At 38.2% G+C, this 17,318-nt stretch carries 14 protein-coding genes and 1 other annotated feature; of the genes, 2 read left to right on the forward strand and 12 right to left on the reverse strand.

The features are described from left to right. Positions 1 to 12 precede the first annotated feature (12 nt). The 10 genes from IGJ34_RS10390 to IGJ34_RS10435 all read right to left on the reverse strand — a co-directional run bounded on the left by IGJ34_RS10390 (position 13) and on the right by IGJ34_RS10435 (position 14,418). On the reverse strand, positions 13 to 4,134 hold the full coding sequence (locus IGJ34_RS10390) for a pectate lyase-like adhesive domain-containing protein (protein WP_430597411.1): 4,122 nt from the start codon (positions 4,132 to 4,134) through the stop codon (positions 13 to 15). Between the two features lie 52 nt (positions 4,135 to 4,186). After that, on the reverse strand, positions 4,187 to 4,915 hold the full coding sequence (locus IGJ34_RS10395; protein WP_206848103.1) for a winged helix-turn-helix domain-containing protein: 729 nt from the start codon (positions 4,913 to 4,915) through the stop codon (positions 4,187 to 4,189). A gap of 346 nt (positions 4,916 to 5,261) precedes the next feature. Further along, on the reverse strand, positions 5,262 to 6,389 hold the full coding sequence (locus IGJ34_RS10400; RefSeq protein ID WP_430597412.1) for a tyrosine-type recombinase/integrase: 1,128 nt from the start codon (positions 6,387 to 6,389) through the stop codon (positions 5,262 to 5,264). A 551-nt stretch (positions 6,390 to 6,940) separates the two neighbouring features. Then, positions 6,941 to 7,687 (reverse strand): class I SAM-dependent methyltransferase, encoded by a 747-nt coding sequence (locus IGJ34_RS10405; RefSeq protein WP_206849981.1) that lies wholly within the window; start codon positions 7,685 to 7,687, stop codon positions 6,941 to 6,943. A gap of 84 nt (positions 7,688 to 7,771) precedes the next feature. Continuing rightward, positions 7,772 to 8,359 carry a 3-isopropylmalate dehydratase small subunit gene (leuD, locus tag IGJ34_RS10410; protein ID WP_069655246.1) on the reverse strand — a complete coding sequence of 196 codons (588 nt, stop codon included), beginning with the start codon at positions 8,357 to 8,359 and terminating at the stop codon, positions 7,772 to 7,774. Continuing rightward, a complete protein-coding gene (gene leuC / locus IGJ34_RS10415) occupies positions 8,359 to 9,735 on the reverse strand; it encodes a 3-isopropylmalate dehydratase large subunit (protein WP_206849980.1) in 1,377 nt (458 codons plus the stop codon). Before leuC ends, leuD begins: the two co-directional genes overlap by 1 nt. Position 9,736: 1 nt before the next feature. Beyond that, positions 9,737 to 10,783, reverse strand: coding sequence for a 3-isopropylmalate dehydrogenase (leuB, locus tag IGJ34_RS10420; protein ID WP_206849979.1), 1,047 nt, complete (start codon positions 10,781 to 10,783; stop codon positions 9,737 to 9,739). Next, positions 10,783 to 12,306 (reverse strand): 2-isopropylmalate synthase, encoded by a 1,524-nt coding sequence (locus tag IGJ34_RS10425; protein ID WP_430597413.1) that lies wholly within the window; start codon positions 12,304 to 12,306, stop codon positions 10,783 to 10,785. The genes leuB and IGJ34_RS10425 overlap by 1 nt, the downstream gene beginning before the upstream one ends. Positions 12,307 to 12,352: 46 nt before the next feature. After that, complete coding sequence (locus IGJ34_RS10430; RefSeq protein ID WP_430597414.1) at positions 12,353 to 12,853, reverse strand: hypothetical protein; 501 nt, start codon at positions 12,851 to 12,853, stop codon at positions 12,353 to 12,355. Positions 12,854 to 13,137: 284 nt separating this feature from the next. After that, a complete protein-coding gene (locus tag IGJ34_RS10435; RefSeq protein ID WP_430597415.1) occupies positions 13,138 to 14,418 on the reverse strand; it encodes an O-acetylhomoserine aminocarboxypropyltransferase/cysteine synthase family protein in 1,281 nt (426 codons plus the stop codon). Positions 14,419 to 14,562: 144 nt separating this feature from the next. Next, positions 14,563 to 14,822 (reverse strand) — a binding site (T-box leader). 150 nt (positions 14,823 to 14,972) lie between these two features. Between IGJ34_RS10435 and IGJ34_RS10440 the strand changes: the two genes are divergently transcribed. After that, positions 14,973 to 15,329: a hypothetical protein gene (locus IGJ34_RS10440; RefSeq protein WP_069655241.1), complete on the forward strand. Its 357-nt coding sequence runs from the start codon at positions 14,973 to 14,975 to the stop codon at positions 15,327 to 15,329. A 32-nt stretch (positions 15,330 to 15,361) separates the two neighbouring features. After that, positions 15,362 to 15,523: a hypothetical protein gene (locus tag IGJ34_RS10445; protein ID WP_167351533.1), complete on the forward strand. Its 162-nt coding sequence runs from the start codon at positions 15,362 to 15,364 to the stop codon at positions 15,521 to 15,523. A 390-nt stretch (positions 15,524 to 15,913) separates the two neighbouring features. On the opposite strand, the gene IGJ34_RS10450 is transcribed toward IGJ34_RS10445, so the two are convergent. Together IGJ34_RS10450 and IGJ34_RS10455 are read right to left on the reverse strand one after the other, a co-directional pair. Then, on the reverse strand, positions 15,914 to 16,348 hold the full coding sequence (locus IGJ34_RS10450; RefSeq protein ID WP_430597416.1) for a hypothetical protein: 435 nt from the start codon (positions 16,346 to 16,348) through the stop codon (positions 15,914 to 15,916). A gap of 170 nt (positions 16,349 to 16,518) precedes the next feature. Then, the gene (locus IGJ34_RS10455) at positions 16,519 to 17,106 is read right to left on the reverse strand and encodes an ATP-dependent Clp protease proteolytic subunit (RefSeq protein WP_069655239.1); all 588 of its coding nucleotides are present in this window, start codon (positions 17,104 to 17,106) and stop codon (positions 16,519 to 16,521) included. Positions 17,107 to 17,318 lie beyond the last annotated feature (212 nt).

The following is a 17,318-nucleotide window of genomic DNA, read 5'->3' on the forward strand; positions in this document are numbered from 1 at the left end:
TTCCACTCTCCTTTATGGTTGTCCAGCCATGACTTTCCACGTAATTACGCCAACATAATCTCCTGTATAAACGGTATCAGATGAATTAATTTGTAATTTTATCCCGTCAGTATTTGCTGCTTTCCCCCAACTGTCACTGACATCAAAACTACCTGCTGTGCCTTTACTATTGGTGTAAACGACCTGCGCATTATTAGTTAAAATTGTTTCCTTACCGCTCGTAACATAACGCAGAGCATTGACTAATTCTTGACCGCTATCGTTTTTCATCGGTGTTGTCAATGTAGCCGTTAAGTTCCAACCGTTTTTGGCATCTGCCCGAGTATCCGTGACCACTAATTGCTGATCAAATTCTGGGTCTTCTACTCGTTTCGTTGTTGCATTATACGCTAGTGAGCCAAAGTCTAACGCACTTGGTACTGAGGTCAAACTCAATACGCCTTGCACTTTGTATTGAACGGTTAGTGCAGTATTATTTATTTTCACCGCTGTTTCATTAGCTGGTCGTTCGGCAATATCATACCCGGCTTTCGTTACATTCGTAAGTTGTGTGGTGACACTCTCTTCTTTTGTTAAGTCAATCGTGTCCCCGACTTGCGTATTTAATTTAACGGTATAGCCAGATAATACTTGATTTGCTTCATTCAAGAATTCAACCGATAATACGGCATCAACATCAACTACTGTCACTTGAATCGTCGTTGTAATGTCTGTAGGCAATCCTGAATCAGCTGCTTTTACTGTTAATGTCACAGGATATGCTTTTGGTTGAAGTTCGCTCACATTATTTAAGCCACCAAAGTCCGTTACTGTTACAAATTGAGTCAGATCTGTTTTGGTTCCATTTGCTAGTTTATAGGCTTCTGGCTTGCTATGTTGCAGGATATAATTCTTTAATTCTGTTTCTGATAGATTTCGAATATCTACATAAGATGCCTCAAAATCAGAGCCTGAAACACCTGAAGCCTGGTCATAGACAACTAATGTTGACTCAACGACTTTGGTATTCGGTGCTGGATTTCCATCAGCATCAACTGCCTTATCAGATACATTGATCTGTACCGTGTGTGTTCCCGGCGTATTTGCTGCTGTTTCTGCCGTAGTAGGATCCGTATAGGCATAATCAAAACCATTATTGACTGGACTTGTATCACTAACGTCTTTCACCATGTCTTTTGGTGCAGGTAACGTATCCCCTTTTGTCATGTAATAGGTCACCGGTGAAGCTGTAGGTGGTGTTTTATCCAAGACTGTTTGTGTCACTTCTTCGGCTTTTAGATTCGCAAATCCGTAGGCGTGAATGACACTTCCAGCGGTAAAATAATGCCCGGCTGGTACGGTTACGGACCAATTCCCTGCCGCATCTGATTTCGTTGTAAAATTCGCACGGTATTCAGCTGGAGTAGACGTATCTTCTACAGGTGATTTTACGCTATCAGTTGATGGATCAAAGGCTGCCGTGATCGACTTATTGACTGGTACATCCCAAATGCGGACATAGGCATTTGGAATCGCGTAGCCAGACACAGTGGTCGAACTATTATTGCCACGATTATCGGTTGCAATGCTATGAATCGCAATATTTGGATCTGGCACTCGGGTAAAGAGAACTCGTTGTTGTCCTCTCGTTGTAAAATTCGCGTTAAATCTAGTTAACGTTTCATTTGTCATCGCATTAGATGCTGTGATTGTAGGATTAAAGCCACTTCCATAAGCTAATCGCATATTACTCATCGGAATGTACTCATATGTGTACCCATTATCACCATCAGCCCCACCAGCCACATTATTCAATGACCATTGGAAGACATTTTGAACCGACACATCCAAGTTTCCTTGAGACCAAATCAACCCATTATTGGTAGATGTACCGCTAGTTAATGCGCTATTTTTTTGAAGATTCACGCGTTTAGCATCTGAGAATTTAAAAGTTGATGACGCTCCACCCATTCGCAATAAATATTGCGTGATCGATGTGCTATCGCTTTGAATATCAAACGAAGCATTCGGTTGAACGATAAAGGTTGAGTTATTTGCAACATAGAATAAATCCGTTGTGCTGGCCCCCATGTTTACCCCTTTAACATTTAAGTTCCCTGAAACGTTGATCGACCCGCCATTCATATAGATTGGGTTATAGTTTATATTGTTGTTACCCGTTCCAGTATAGGCATCTGTTTGAATATTTACCGTCGCATCTTTCCCAATGTTTAACTCAGATGAAGCTGATCCTAGGTAGACCGCACCACCAAATGTCGCATGATGATTTAAGATATCAACGGTGGAACCTTCGCCTACAGATAATGACCCGCCTGAAATGTTCAAGTTGGTATTGTAGTATTCGGCTGCGGTTGTTTGATTGCCACGTTCCAGTTTAAGCTTGACATTTTTACCGATGGCAAAGCTGCCTGATGGCATATACAATACATTCGAACCTAAAGAAGAAATGTAAACATCAGCATTATCTTCTACAACAGCTGTAGAAATCGCTAAGCTTCCTTGTTGATAGTTATTTACATTCCATGTACGGATCGTTGTGCCGTCTTTTTTTACTGAAGTCCACGTACGTTGTTGCTCCAAATGAACTTTATTTTTTAGTGTTAACGTGGTTTGTTGTGATTCTAAAAACTGTGTTCCATACCCAGTGTAATTATCCATAGTCATTTTTCCGCCATTGGCACCATTGTTAAAAATCATCGCACCCCAGTAGTTACCATGATAAACCGTCATATTACTAAATTGGATATCCCATGCTTTTGAACCGTAATTATTATAGGCTTGGAACGAAAAACAAAGCGAACCAAAATCTAATGTGTAATTGTTCCCGTTGACTTTAACCGTCCGTGCATTTCCTTGTAATTGGAAATACATATGGGACTCACCACCAGAAGCAATTCCAATCGAAGTCGCTGTGGTCACATTTTGAGAGTAACGTAAATACGGACTATAAATAAAATAACTAGATGAATAGGTTGGGGCATTTGTATAGATATCATTTAACAGTTCCACATTCGTTACCCATGGGTCATTTAGACCAATCGTGTATCCTAAAAAGTCTGTCACATTTCTCGTATTGGTAGCCGAAGCAGTATCATAAGAAATATTCGCATTGCTTCGATTTGTTCCCGTTAACCCATTCGTGGCACTTTCAGTCGCCGTATACGATGAAATATAAAATGGTCCAGAATAGTTTGAGGAACTCATGTTAATGTTTTGGAATTTTAAATCCCAATAGCCAAAAATGGTTCCAGAACTTCCTGATACATAGCTTGATTGGTCCAGAAAACCGATCGCTAGGTTACCAAAATTAAAGTTATGTCCATTTCCATCAATTGTCAGGGAGCGTGCAGTCGCATTTTTATTGATATACAAATAAACATTTTGCGCACTGGCTAGATCAACTGAACTAACACTAAATAGATCCTTATAGTTATTCAACGTCCCCGACAGTGTAATATCATTTTGTACTGAAATGGTATTCACTGTGTTATCGGCGATTGCTTCAACAAAACTTTGCCAATCAGTCACTTCTGCTGTACCAGCAGCTCTAGTGCTTAATGCCCTCGGTTGAACGAGATCTTGGCTACTGTCTGTAGCCTTTTTTGATTCTTTTACCGAAAGTTTTAGCTCTTGTTGTGTAAAGCTACCTGCTTCATCAGACAATTGCAGTGAATAATCGCCACTTTTGTCTGCTAATAATGCTAATTCCAGGGAAGATTGATCACTTTTTACTGTAATCGTTAACGTCCGTGTTTCTTCATTCCAATTAAAAACAGGGAATTCTGCTTTTGGGTCTTCCTTCAAAAGCATGGCTCTTTCTTCTTCTTCGTCAAAATGTATCCCTTTAGGTAGATGAACTTGCCATTCTTTTTTCTGTTCACCGGAATTAGTTGACGAATTACTTTCATCAGACTGCTTCAGTTCATTTTCTGCTCTTGTATCGGAAATCTTTAAATGAAAGAATTCATTTGTATAGATTTCATCTTCAACAGCCGTCAGCGAAATCGGTGATTTGGCAAATATTTTAGTTGAAGAAGAATACATTTGTGAAAACATAGCTAAAATAAGGATCGAAAGAATGGCTATGCTCATTCCAACTAATTGAAATTTTCTTTTTTTCATCATTTCATTCATTTCCCCTCCTGCCCCTTAGTTTAAAAGAATGTTCTTAGTTTCTTCACCTCCTTCAAGCGTTAGTCATACTACTGTTGTTTACTTGTTGATCTAACGCCAATTTGTACCCAATCGTTCGAACCGTTTTGATAAATTTCGGAGTCGTAGGATCTTCTTCAATTTTTCCTCTTAAATGGAAAATGATGTTACTTACTCGATACTCTTTTTTCTCCGCACTTTCGTTTGCCCAAATATGTTGGTATATTTCTTCATAGGTTAATGCTTTATCGTGCCTATTAAAAAGTAGTTCTAATACTTTAAATTCTAATTTGGTTAAGCTAATTTCGACTTTTCCTTCCCTTAAAACACTTAGGTTTTCAGGGAGTAGTTCTAGTGGTGGTACAGGCGATGATACAGTCTGCACATTGGTAGGGAATTCCTTTTTCTCAATTCGATTTAAGATATTTGAAAATTGCAAAGCAAATTCTTCTTCATGAGTAGAGACACCATCTGCACCCAGTTGTAAATATATTTTCTTTTTTGTTTTTGCTTCTTCATTGTTATCAATTAATAATACCCAGATTAATTTATTTAATCTCATTCTTAATTCCAAGATATTTTTGCAAATACAAGATAGATCTGTTACAACTGATTCTTCAATAATAACGGCATCTACATTTCCTAGCTCTGAACTTACATGTCCTACTTTTAAAAATGTGATCTCATGACCTAAGCTCGCAAAATCTTTGGTATAATCCAATACAGGTTGAGACGGATCTCGAAAAATACCGATAGTGTACATCACAGGTACCTCCTACTAAATTTATGTCATAACTAAAAGCTTTTCGTAGTGTACAGTCGAAAGTAAGCTACTATTAAAGTCGTTTTGAGTAGATATTTGTACTTATCACGCTACTAGTAAAAATGAAATAATGATTGTCTTGAAAGAATTAAGTTCAAGATATTCTTTTAATTTAGCCTATTATCGTGCATTTCTTAAAATAATTTGACGGTTTCGTTGACGGCTAAAAAAATGGATGTGAGACAAAAGTAAACATCACTTTTGTTTCACACCCTAAACACGAATAAACGGTGGAAGCAGAAGCAATCCCTTCGGAAATAAGCTTCTGCCCCAGCCTCTTCTATCATTATAAAGGTAGCTTCTCATCGTAATTTAGCTGTTTATCAATTACCATCATTGCGGAACGTCTAGTTTCCCACAAGGAATCCGTATAAATATCAAGTGTCATTTTGGTTGATGCATGTCCTAAAATTTTACTCAATGTCGCAATATCAATTCCTGATTCAACACATCTAGTAGCAAATGTATGTCGCAATGCGTGAAAATGAACCGAGCCTATTTTTGATTCTTCTACTATTTTTTTAAAACGATAATTAATAATTCGCGGTTCAGTAAAACTGTTTTTACAAGAAATGACAAATAAACTGGTACTCTTTTGTTTTTTTTCCATTAAATATCTTTTTAGATTTTTAGAGATTGGGATTGCGCGTTCTCCGTTAACGGACTTGGGTTTCCCCATGATGATCTCTGTTTTGTGTGGTTCAGTTACTGAAGGTATTCTAGAAATTGTTCTTTTCACAAAAATTTTATTGTTGATAAAATCGATGTCTTCCCATTTTAATCCGCTGATTTCGCCAATTCTCATCCCTGTGTACAAGGCTATAATTTCCGCAGAGCACTCTTTTTTATACAAAGCAATTTGTTCCAATTTTTTCTGTTGGTTTCTATCTAAACTTTTTATTTCCGTTTTTGTTAATGCGGGTAAACGTACTCCTCTGCACGGATTTTTTGCAATTTTGTTATCATTTACAGCTTTTTTTAGAGCACTTCTTAGCATACTTATAATGCTGCGAATACTGTTGGAAGAAAGTTCTGATAGGTATAACGAGTAAATAAACCTGTCAATATCAGCTGTTTCTAGCTCGGATAACTGCTTGTTTTTAAAAAATGGAGAAAGGTGTCGTTTGATTCGCCCTCTATAATTTGAATAAGTAGACGGTTTGATTCTATTTTTCATTAAAATATTCAGCCAATAGTGTAACCATTCATCTACCATCATTTCTTCTTGTACAGTTGCTTCTCCGTATATAGAATAGTCTGAATTTTTTTTTGATAATTTTTCTTTTGCTTCATTATATTGTTTTCCATAAACATATCCGTATACAATTCTTCCCTCTTTATTTCGGCCTTTTCTGTATCGACCTTCCCAGCGTCCATCCTTTCTTTTATAGATATTTTCGCCTCTTTTTGACATATTTTTTTCCTCCTCAATAGTTTACATTTGACGGTTTTTGACGGCTAAAAATGAATTATACCTATAAATATCTCTTTTCTAAACTGTAATAAATCACTAAAATAATTAATTATTATCAGTTTTTTCTTTTAAAACAGAAAAATTTGATAATAAAAAGATATTTTTACACTAGACTAATTAAAAATAATAGAATATACTAATACAAGTAATGAATTCCGCTCTTTTGAATACATATAATAAAGAATAAAAATATCTTGAACTTAATTCTTTCAAGATATTTCAAAAATCACACATAAAACCCGAAGTGTAGAAACATGAACCGCAAAAAAATAGGAAGTTTGGAAAATAACTATTTCCAAGCTTCCTATTTTTGATGTGCGTTTGTTCCCTTCTGTATTTCTATCAAATCCATCACATCTATGGTCAAAACTGCGGCGTTTTTATGCTATCTTGAGTCAACATTATCCTATTTCTGATCGAAATCTTGATCCAAATTAGCATATACTATTTATGGCAATTTCTTTTTCTACTTAGTAGTATTGTAGTTATCTCTAGATTTTCACAGCTTTTATTTTCAACCTTCGATAGTCGGCTTCCCAATGATCCTCTTTCCACAATTTAGGCGCCAAATCCCGCTCCATATTCTCAAGCAGCTTCTCTTTCTGATCCCCAGATAATGCACCTAATTCATCAGTATAAAACTGTTCCATCCACTCTCTCAAACCAGCTCTCCCACCTTTAAGCGGTGTTGGACGATCATATTCTAAAATTTCTACAACCTCAAAACAATGCTTTTTAAGTAAAGTCCGATAATCCGTAATCGACGTAAAGCAAAATGGCTCTTCGAAAGGTTGGCCAAACGTTTTTAACTCACGACCAAATGCTTCTCTAATCGCCTGGACATTCCCAACTGCACCAAACTCACAAATCAATTGTCCATTTACGTTTAGATGCTCACTGATATTTTTCACTAACAACTCTTGATCAGTGATCCAATGAAACACTGCATTTGAAAAAGCAATATCATACAGTCCAATTTGATCTGAGGGATTTAAGATATCTTCCTGTAAAAAATTCAAATCAGGATAGCTTTCTTTTGCTTGATTGATCATATTTGCAGATTGATCGATCCCTGTCACTTTATGACCGAGTTCTGCAATTTGATTTGTCAATGCTCCCGTTCCAGAACCAATATCCAACACTTTTTTAGGCTCTTTCGGTAATAACGCTAACAATCCAGCGCCATATTTAAAAATAAAATCATGTGTCGTATTATATTTTTTTGCATCCCATTCCATTGGGTTCACGCTCCTAACGATCGAATGAAAAAAGCCGCAACGAAAACCGTTATCGATGCAGCATTCTTACTATTTACTATTTTACTATTGCCAATAAGCCGGAATCTTCGCTTCATAAGCCGCAATTTCAGCATCATGTGTCAAACTAATAGCAATATCATCTAACCCATTCACCAATTTGTGCTTCCAAGTGCTATCAATTTCAAAAGAATACGTTCCATTAGGTGTCACCACTTGTTGGGCAGGTAAATCAATCGTAATCATTTCATCTGCTTTAAGACCAGCCAATGCATCCAATTCTTCTTGCTTCAACACAATTGGCAATAGTCCATTTTTCGTCGCATTCATATAAAAAATATCACTGAAACTTCCTGCAATAATTGCTCGAAAGCCATAATCATCCAATGCCCAAGCCGCATGCTCTCGTGATGAACCTGAACCAAAGTTATCACCAGAAATCAGAATTGTCGCGTCTTTGTATTGTGGTTCATTTAAGGTAAATTCTGGATTTGGTGTACGGTCTGGCAAATAACGCCATTCATCAAATAAAAACTCGCCAAAGCCCGTTTTTTCGATTCGTTTTAGAAATGATTTTGGAATGATTTGATCGGTATCGATATTGTCGTTCATTAGTGGAACCGTAGTTCCTGTATGTTGTGTAAATGCCTCCATTATGCACCAAGCTCCTCTCTAATGTCTCTAAATGTTCCTTCGATTGCGGCTGTTGCTGCCATTGCTGGGCTACAAAGATGGGTTCTTGCCCCTTTGCCTTGACGTCCTTCAAAGTTTCGGTTCGAGGTTGAGGCGCAGTGAACACCCGCTGGTACTTGGTCTGGGTTCATGCCTAGACACATAGAGCAGCCTGGTTCACGCCATTCAAAGCCAGCTTCAATGAAGAGTTTATCCAAACCGATTTTCTCGGCTGCTTTACGAACGGGCCTTGAGCCTGGGACTACGATTGCCGTAATACCTTCTTTGACTTTTTTGCCTTTTACGATACGAGCCGCTTCTTCCAAATCAGATAGTCGACCGTTGGTACATGAGCCAATAAAAACGTAGCCGATTTCGATATCTGATGGGCGTTGTCCTGGTTTTAGATCCATATAGTTATAGGCACGTTCGTCGTTCATATCTTTGATTTCTGGGAATGTTCCGGTGATTGGGATGCCCATTTCTGGATTCGTGCCCCATGTGATGAAGGGAACCAGTTCATCTGCGTTCAATTCTAGATCCACATCATAAGTTGCGTCTGGATCACTTGGCAGTTTTTTCCAATCAGCAATTGCCGCTTCCATATCTTCTGGTGCATATTCTCTGCCACGCACGTATTCAAAGGTTTTTTCATCTGGTGCCATCATCCCCATTTTTGCGCCGCCTTCGATGGCCATGTTACAGATGGTCATGCGTTCTTCCATCGTTAGATTTTCAATCGTTTCACCGTAAAATTCAACCGCATGTCCAACACCAAAATCAACCCCATATTTTGCGATCAAGGCAAGAATAATATCTTTGGCATACACGCCTTTGGCTAGTTTTCCAGTAATTTTAACACCCATTGATTTTGGCTTATTTTGCCAAATGCATTGTGTGGCAAAAACATGTTCTACTTCACTGGTTCCAATACCGAATGCCAAGGCTCCAAATGCGCCGTGAGTTGCTGTATGTGAATCCCCACAAACGATGATTTTTCCTGGTTGTGTCAACCCTGTTTCGGGGCCCACCATATGCACGATTCCTTGACGGTCACTGCCGTTATCACACAGCGTTACACCGAATTCTTCACAGTTTTTCTGCAAGGCTTCGATTTGTTTTTTTGCCACCAAGTCCGTGATGTTAAAAATATCTTGTGTTGGTACGTTATGATCCATCGTCCCAAAGGTTCTATCTGGTCGACGGACTTTTCGACCTGCTTCTCTTAGTCCTTCAAAGGCTTGTGGCGAGGTGACTTCATGGATTAGATGAAGATTGACGTAAAGTAGCTGCGGTTCTCCTGCAACGCCTGATACCACATGTTGTTCCCAAAGTTTATCAAATAGTGTTTTTCCCATATTAAGCACCTCTCAATTCTGTTATTATAGCTTCTGTAAAGTCTGTTGTTGTCGCTTTACCACCTAGGTCTGTGGTTAGGATTCCTTGATTCATGACACGATCGCAAGCCTCTTCGATTTTCTTTGCTGAGCTTTCTAAGCCAAATGATTGGCGTAACATCATCGCTACTGACAAAATCATCGACATTGGATTGGCAATATTTTGATTGGCGATGTCTGGTGCTGAACCATGGATTGGCTCGTATAATGAGGGACCAGATTCGCTGTGACTGGCACTTGGCATCATCCCTAGTGAGCCTGGAATCACTGATGCTTCGTCACTTAGGATATCGCCAAATAGATTTTCTGTAACGATTACGTCAAAGGCTTTTGGTTTTTGAATCATGACCATTGCCGCTGAATCAACTAGTTGATGCTCTAAAGTACAATCTGGAAATTCTTGTGCCACTTCTTCGGCTGTTTGACGCCATAATTTACTGGTTGCTAGTACATTGGCTTTATCGACAGAGGTGACTTTTTTGTCTCTAGTACGAGCGATTTCAAAGGCTTTTCTGATAATACGTTGGATCTCAGCTTTTGAATAGGTACATAGGTCTGAGGCTTCTGTTTCCCCTAGCTGTTTTTCACCAAAGTAGATGCCGCCTGTCAGTTCACGAACGACTACAAAATCAACGCCTCGAACGTTTTCTTCTTTTAATGGCGATAAATGAACGACTGCATCTGGCACGGATATTGGACGGATATTGGCAAAAAGTCCTAAGGCTTTTCTTAACCCCAGCAAGCCTTGTTCTGGACGTTTTGGCGCATTGTCCCATTTTGGTCCGCCGATGGCACCTAGTAAGATCGCATCGGCTTTTTCGCAGGCTTTTAAGGTTGAATCTGGTAAGGGATCACCTTGTTCATCAATACCCGCACCGCCAAAGGCAAAACGTTCAATATCAAAATCTAGATTATCTTGTACCATGATTTCTGCTAAAATGTTTAGTGCGCTATCCATGATTTCTGCTCCGATACCGTCACCCGGCAATGCTACGATTCGCTTGTTCATTAGGCTTTCCCCACTTCTTTTTGAAATTGTTCACTGGCTTTGACATAAGCTTTTGCTGATGCTTGTAAAACATCAAAATCGATGCCGATGCCGTTGAATTGTTTGTTGTTTTCAGTATCTGCTAAGGTTACATGTACTTCTGCTTGGGCATCTTCCCCGCCTGTAATGGCTTTAATGTAATACTCTTGTAGTTCTGGGTTTTGGTCGAATATTTTATCGATCGAATTATAGATCGCTTGGATACTACCAGAGCCGATCGCCGATTCTGTTTTACTTTCGTCTTCACCTGTATTGATGGACACGATTGCTCCTTGACTGCCGTCAGAAACGTATTGTAGTTGAACACGCTCCAAGCGATAATCTTCGCTACATTCTTGTGATTGTCCAACCATTAGCGCGATCAAATCATCTTCTGTGACTTGTTTCTTTTTGTCTGCCAATGATTTGAAGCGTTTGAAGGCGTCTTTTAATTCATCCTCTGTTAGTTGGTATCCTAGTGCTTCCATTTTAGTCGCAAATGCATGGCGACCTGAAAGTTTTCCTAGTGGTAATGAGTTTTCGTTTACCCCAACAAGTGATGGTGTAATGATTTCGTAGGTATCTGGATTTTTCAACACGCCATCTTGATGGATCCCTGATTCGTGAGCGTAAGCGTTCGCTCCGATGATTGCTTTATTTCTTGGCACTGCTACACCTGATAGACGGCTGACGAGATCGCTCGTTCTTTTGGTTTCGTTCAATGTGATATTGCTTTGAGATTCGTAGAAATCTTTTCTGATGTATAGCGCCAATGCTACTTCTTCAAGTGCAGTATTGCCAGCTCGTTCGCCGATGCCATTGATCGTTCCTTCTACTCGACGAGCGCCATTTTCGATCGCTGCTAAGGCATTGGCCGTCGCCATTCCTAGGTCATCGTGGCAATGAGAAGAGAAAATAATTTCTTCATCGCTTTGGATATTTTCGATCAAAAATTTAAATAGTGCCCCGTATTCTGTTGGGTTAGAATAACCGACTGTATCTGGAACGTTGATGATCGTTGCCCCCGCATCGATAGCCGTTTGAACCGCTTTTAGTAGAAATTGTTTATCTGTTCTGGTTGCATCTTCTGGTGAAAATTGGACTTTTTCGAATTTTGTTTTTGCGTAGCTAACATGTTCTTTAATAGAAGAAATTACTTCGTCTGGTGACATTTTTAGTTTAAATTCCATATGAACGGGACTTGTTGCTAGAAACACATGGATTTGTGGGTGCTTGGCATTTTGCAACGCTTCATGAGCACGATCGATGTCGGCTTTTTGGCACCGTGCCAAACCTGCGACGGTCATTTTTTCAGCATTTTCTGCGATGGCTTTAACTGCTTCAAAATCACCAATCGATGCGATCGGAAATCCCGCTTCGATCGTATCGATACCCCATTTTTCTAGTTGTTTGGCGATTTGAACTTTTTCTTTGGTGTTGAAATTTACACCTGGTGTTTGTTCGCCATCTCTTAGAGTCGTGTCAAAAAATTGGATAGTCTTCATTTTTCATACATCCCTTCTGAATTGAGTAAATGGTTTTTTTCATTTTTTAGGTTAGGTGAAACGAATGAAACTTCTCTCGCTTCGCTCGCCAAGTATTGCGCAACATCAGCTCTGCAAGCAGTCGCTGTGTTTTAGACGAATGAAACTTCTCTCGTTTCGCTCGCCAAGTATTGCGCAACATCAGCTCTGCAAGCAGTCGCTGTGTTTTAGACGAATGAAACTTCTCTCGTTTCGCTCGCCAAGTATTGCGCAACATCAGCTCTGCAAGCAGTCGCTGTGTTTTAGACGAATGAAACTTCTCTCGTTTCGCTCGCCAAGTATTGCGCAACATCAGCTCTGCAAGCAGTCGCTGTGTTTTAGACGAATGAAACTTCTCTCGTTTCGCTCGCCAAGTATTGCGCAACATCAGCTCTGCAAGCAGTCGCTGTGTTTTAGACGAATGAAACTTCTCTCGTTTCGCTCGCCAAGTATTGCGCAACATCAGCTCTGCAAGCAGTCGCTGTGTTTTGCAACAAAAAAGCACCCCACGATATGGGATGCTTGTCATCCCGTTCATGCAATGCGAAAACAGGACTCTCAACGTCTGATAAGAAAAAGCTGTGCTGCAGCTGGTTTCTAGAAATCAGTGTGATGAGTCCTTCAGTAATAATAAGAATGTAATTGTCGTTGTCTGCTTGTTCATCTTCTTCAACATCCTTTATTGTCAGAATTTTTGAATAATTCAAACTATAGTGTTAAAGATACCGAACTTTTAAAACAAAGTCAATGGTTTTATGAGAATTTTTTTAACAAACCTAAGAAAAAGCAGATTCTCAGCGTTGATTCACTCCATCATAATTGGTTTAACGCTTGTTCTAAATCGGTGAGAATATCGTCAATATTTTCGATTCCAATCGATAAGCGAATCAATTCTGGAGAGGTCCCAGAAGCTTTTAATTCTTCTTCACTTAATTGCGAATGCGTTGTTGAAGCAGGATGAATGATCAATGACTTTGCGTCTCCGACATTGGCTAAAAGTGAAAATAATTGTACGTGATTGATCAACTTTTTCCCTTCCTCAGCGCCACCTTTGACGCCAAAAGTAAAAACTGATCCTGCGCCTTTAGGTAAATATTTTTTTGCTAGTTCATGATAGCTATTGTTTGGTAATCCTGGATAATTGACCCATTCCACTTTGGGATGTTTAGCTAGAAATTCAGCAATCGCTAACGCATTTTCAACATGACGGTCTAATCGCAATGATAGAGTTTCCAACCCAAGAATCAATAAAAAACTATTGAATGGGGAGATCGCTGCACCTGTATCTCTTAATAATGAAACTCTCAGACGAGTGATATATGCAGCTGCTCCTATATCTTTTGTATAGGATAGTCCATGATAACTCGGATCTGGGTCAACTAATTTGGGAAATTTTCCATTGGCCCAGTTAAACTTGCCTGAATCAATAATGACTCCACCTAAAGCAACACCATGTCCGCCAATGAATTTTGTGGCGGAATAAACCACTATGTCAGCACCGAAATCAAATGGACGATTTAAATACGCTGTAGCAAAAGTATTATCAACGATTAATGGCAACTTATGTTTATGTGCGATTTCTGCAATCGCTTCTAAATCTGCTACATTCGTCCTTGGATTCCCAATTGTCTCGATAAAAATCGCTTTGGTATTTTCTTGAATTGCTTCTTCAAAATTCGTTAATTGGTCTGGATCAACAAAAGTTGTTGAGATGCCAAATTCTGGTAATGTATGTGCAAATAAGTTAAACGTTCCGCCATACAATGTGGAGGCTGAAACAATATGATCACCACTACTTGCAAGATTTTGAATCGCATACGTGACAGCGGCAGTCCCTGAAGCTACTGCTACTGCACCGACACCTCCTTCTAATTCGTTCAAACGATCTTCCAACACTGCTGTTGTGGGATTCGTAATACGAGTGTAGATATTTCCAACTTTAGCTAGCGCAAATTTTTCTGCTGCATCTTGTGTATCATCAAACGTATAAGAGGTTGTTTGGTAAATAGGAACCGCTCTAGCATTTGTCTCTTTGTCTGGCGTGTGGCCGCCATGGATTTGGATCGTTTCGAATTGATAGTTAGTGTTTGTCATTATGCTTCATCCCTTTTCAATTTGTATTGGATTTGTTTTTTTACATCGTTGATACTCATGTCACCTTCTTGCATAATGACCACCTCTTTCTTTTATTCTCATTAAAAAGAAACCAAAAAAGTCGCCCCTACTAGTTGTAACCTAGTAAAGGGCGACTGTCGCGGTACCACCTTTATTGGAAAAATTCTCCATCTCGATCCAAACGCCAAATTTCTTCTTGATTTGGTGCCTTGTTAACGGTAGCTGCCGTAAAAATCAATCTGACTTTTCCTCTCCAAGATCATTTTCGACAAGTGTCCATTACTTTCTTTCACCAAACGAAAGCTCTCTAATTCTAGCTAAAATCATCATAATCAGCTAAATTTCAATGTCTGCTTGTGTACTCTTCTTTTCAATGAGTTTTATTTATGATGTTAATATTAGAGTATTCTCATTTCATTGTCAATATTTTTTCTTTTTTCTTCTTTTTTTCTAATTATCCCTTGTCAACTGAGTGTCCTATTTCTCTTTCTCACTATTTTTTATTATAATTAAGGAAATTGGAGGTCGATTTAATGTCAGCAAGTAATGAAAAAGTGGAATTACTCTTATCTTATTTATCTGAGATCCATACAAAAAGCTCATCTTTATACGATTTAGTCACAAGCCGTCCACGTCCAGAAGACACACGTATTCTTTTGAATATCAATGAAGTCTTCACATACTACCATAGTGTACGTGTCTTTTATTTCAGTAATGATGAGTTAACTGCATCTGAAGTTCAACCTTTTTTTAAGGCCTTTGAAGATTTTTATTTTGAGTTAAAACAGGTCTTTTTACTTGAAGATGATGACAGCATCCTACTTTATAATAAGTTGACAGCTATGAAAGATTCTTTTGAGCAGTTGACGAATGATTTTAATGTTTTATAATAGAGTAGACAACAGGTAAAGAAGGTGCCCAGATGGATCAAAGCGAAGTATTGGATCGCTTGCGCGAAGAGTTGGAAATCCCATTTTTTAATGGGAATATCGAAGAACGTGAATACACTGAAGCAGAATACCAAAAGATCAAATCCGATCTTGTTCAGTATTTTGATGATTATGTTCGTAATGTAGAAAATTAATAAAATAATTGTCGTGAGATTAGAAAGGACTAAAGCAGAACTTAAACGTTTTGCTTTAGTCCTTTTTCTATGTGTGCCATTCTTTTGACTATTTATCGTTTAAAAATAACAGATTAATCCGTATTCCACCAAATAAATAAAATAACTAAAAATACAAATGATAAATATTTACACTCAAAAAGATGTTTTTTTCAAACAAATAATAAAAAAACCATCGGCTGAAAAGGCCGATGGAAAAGGAGTATTACTCAATAAGAGTAAAATGAAAAATAAAAAGGTTGTTGTTGGTATGAATATATAATACAATACATCTTTTTCATTGTCTACTAAAAATAACATTAAAAAGAAATGAATTCCATCTTTTTTTGGTCATTTTTCTAGTTTTTATTTTTATTTTTTTAACAAAAGATTGCTCATTCGAGTAATTGCGAATGAAATATCATCCGTTGCTTTGTCTTGCTTTTCTTCAGAGGTATTAAATAAATCAATATCGATCCCTTTTTCAGGATCTAAAGACAAAATCATTTCGTTACATCCAGCTAAGTATTCAATGTAAGAGCGTTCAAATTTTTTGTGGATTCCCATTACACGTGCTGGCGGACGTAATTGACTAACTTTTTCTAACATAAGTGTATATTCTTTTGTTCCATCTTGGAAAATACATTGAATTTCGGCAATTCTTTCTGGCGCTAACTCCGTTGTTTTTTCCTCGTCGATCGCTTTGCGTACTTCTTCGTAGTATTCATTCATTTTTTCGCCGACTTCTTCTGTTTCTTTTACAATATCATTGATGTTTTGAACATAATAGCCTAAATTTGGTTTCACAATCTTTCCTACTTTCTTTTGGTAATTACTTAATTTTACACTTTAACATAGGTAGATGACAAGAGGAATCTGAAAAAGTCTATTTTTCTCAAGCTTTTAAAAAAGAGTCTAAAACAAACACCCATGAGAGCACTAGCCATCATGAGTGTTTGTCCAATCTCTTTTTCAGTTTAGTTGATTTCATCACTTGTTTGGATGATTTTAGAAATCATTCCATAGTCTTTTGCTTCATCAGCTGACATCCAGAAATTACGATCTGTATCTTTTGCGATTTTTTCGTATGTTTGTCCCGTTGCTTCAGCTATCAAACGGTTCACACGTTCGCGCATACGAATGATTTCTTTCGCTTCGATTTGAATTTCTGTGCTTTGTCCTTGAACGCCACCAGCAGGCTGATGGATCATATAGCGAGTATTTGGTAAGCTATAACGATTCTTCGCTTCAGCGGCTAAGTAAATCGTAATACCAGCACTTGCAACCCAACCAGTTCCGATCACGATCACTTCTGGTTTTACAAATTTGATCATGTCATGAATCGTATCTCCCGCTTCAACATGTCCGCCTTGGCTATTGATAAAGATTTTGATAGGCTCATCACCCATTGCAGCTAGCAACAATAATTGAGATGTTACTTCTCGTGCTAAATCTTGATTGATTTCTCCGTAAATCAAAATTGTTCGCTCTTCAAACAATTTTTTCATAAACGCATTCGGTTGTTGTTTTTCTTCTGTTTCTTCATTTTCATCTAAATAGTTCATCACGACTAACCTCCATATTTTAAAGCTAAATCTCTATATTAATAATACCGCAATATGAAAATTTGTCCACTTTTTTGACTTGTTTTGACCTTAAAAACTATTTTTCAAACATCAAGGATCCATCGATACTTAAAAGTAATCTATTGTTTATTTTTATCTGAGACATAACACTACGAGTCACATCCCCTACTCTAGGGATTCGAATTACTAGT

The organism is Enterococcus sp. AZ177, from assembly GCF_050544585.1.
Lineage (GTDB): Bacteria > Bacillota > Bacilli > Lactobacillales > Enterococcaceae > Enterococcus_L > Enterococcus_L plantarum.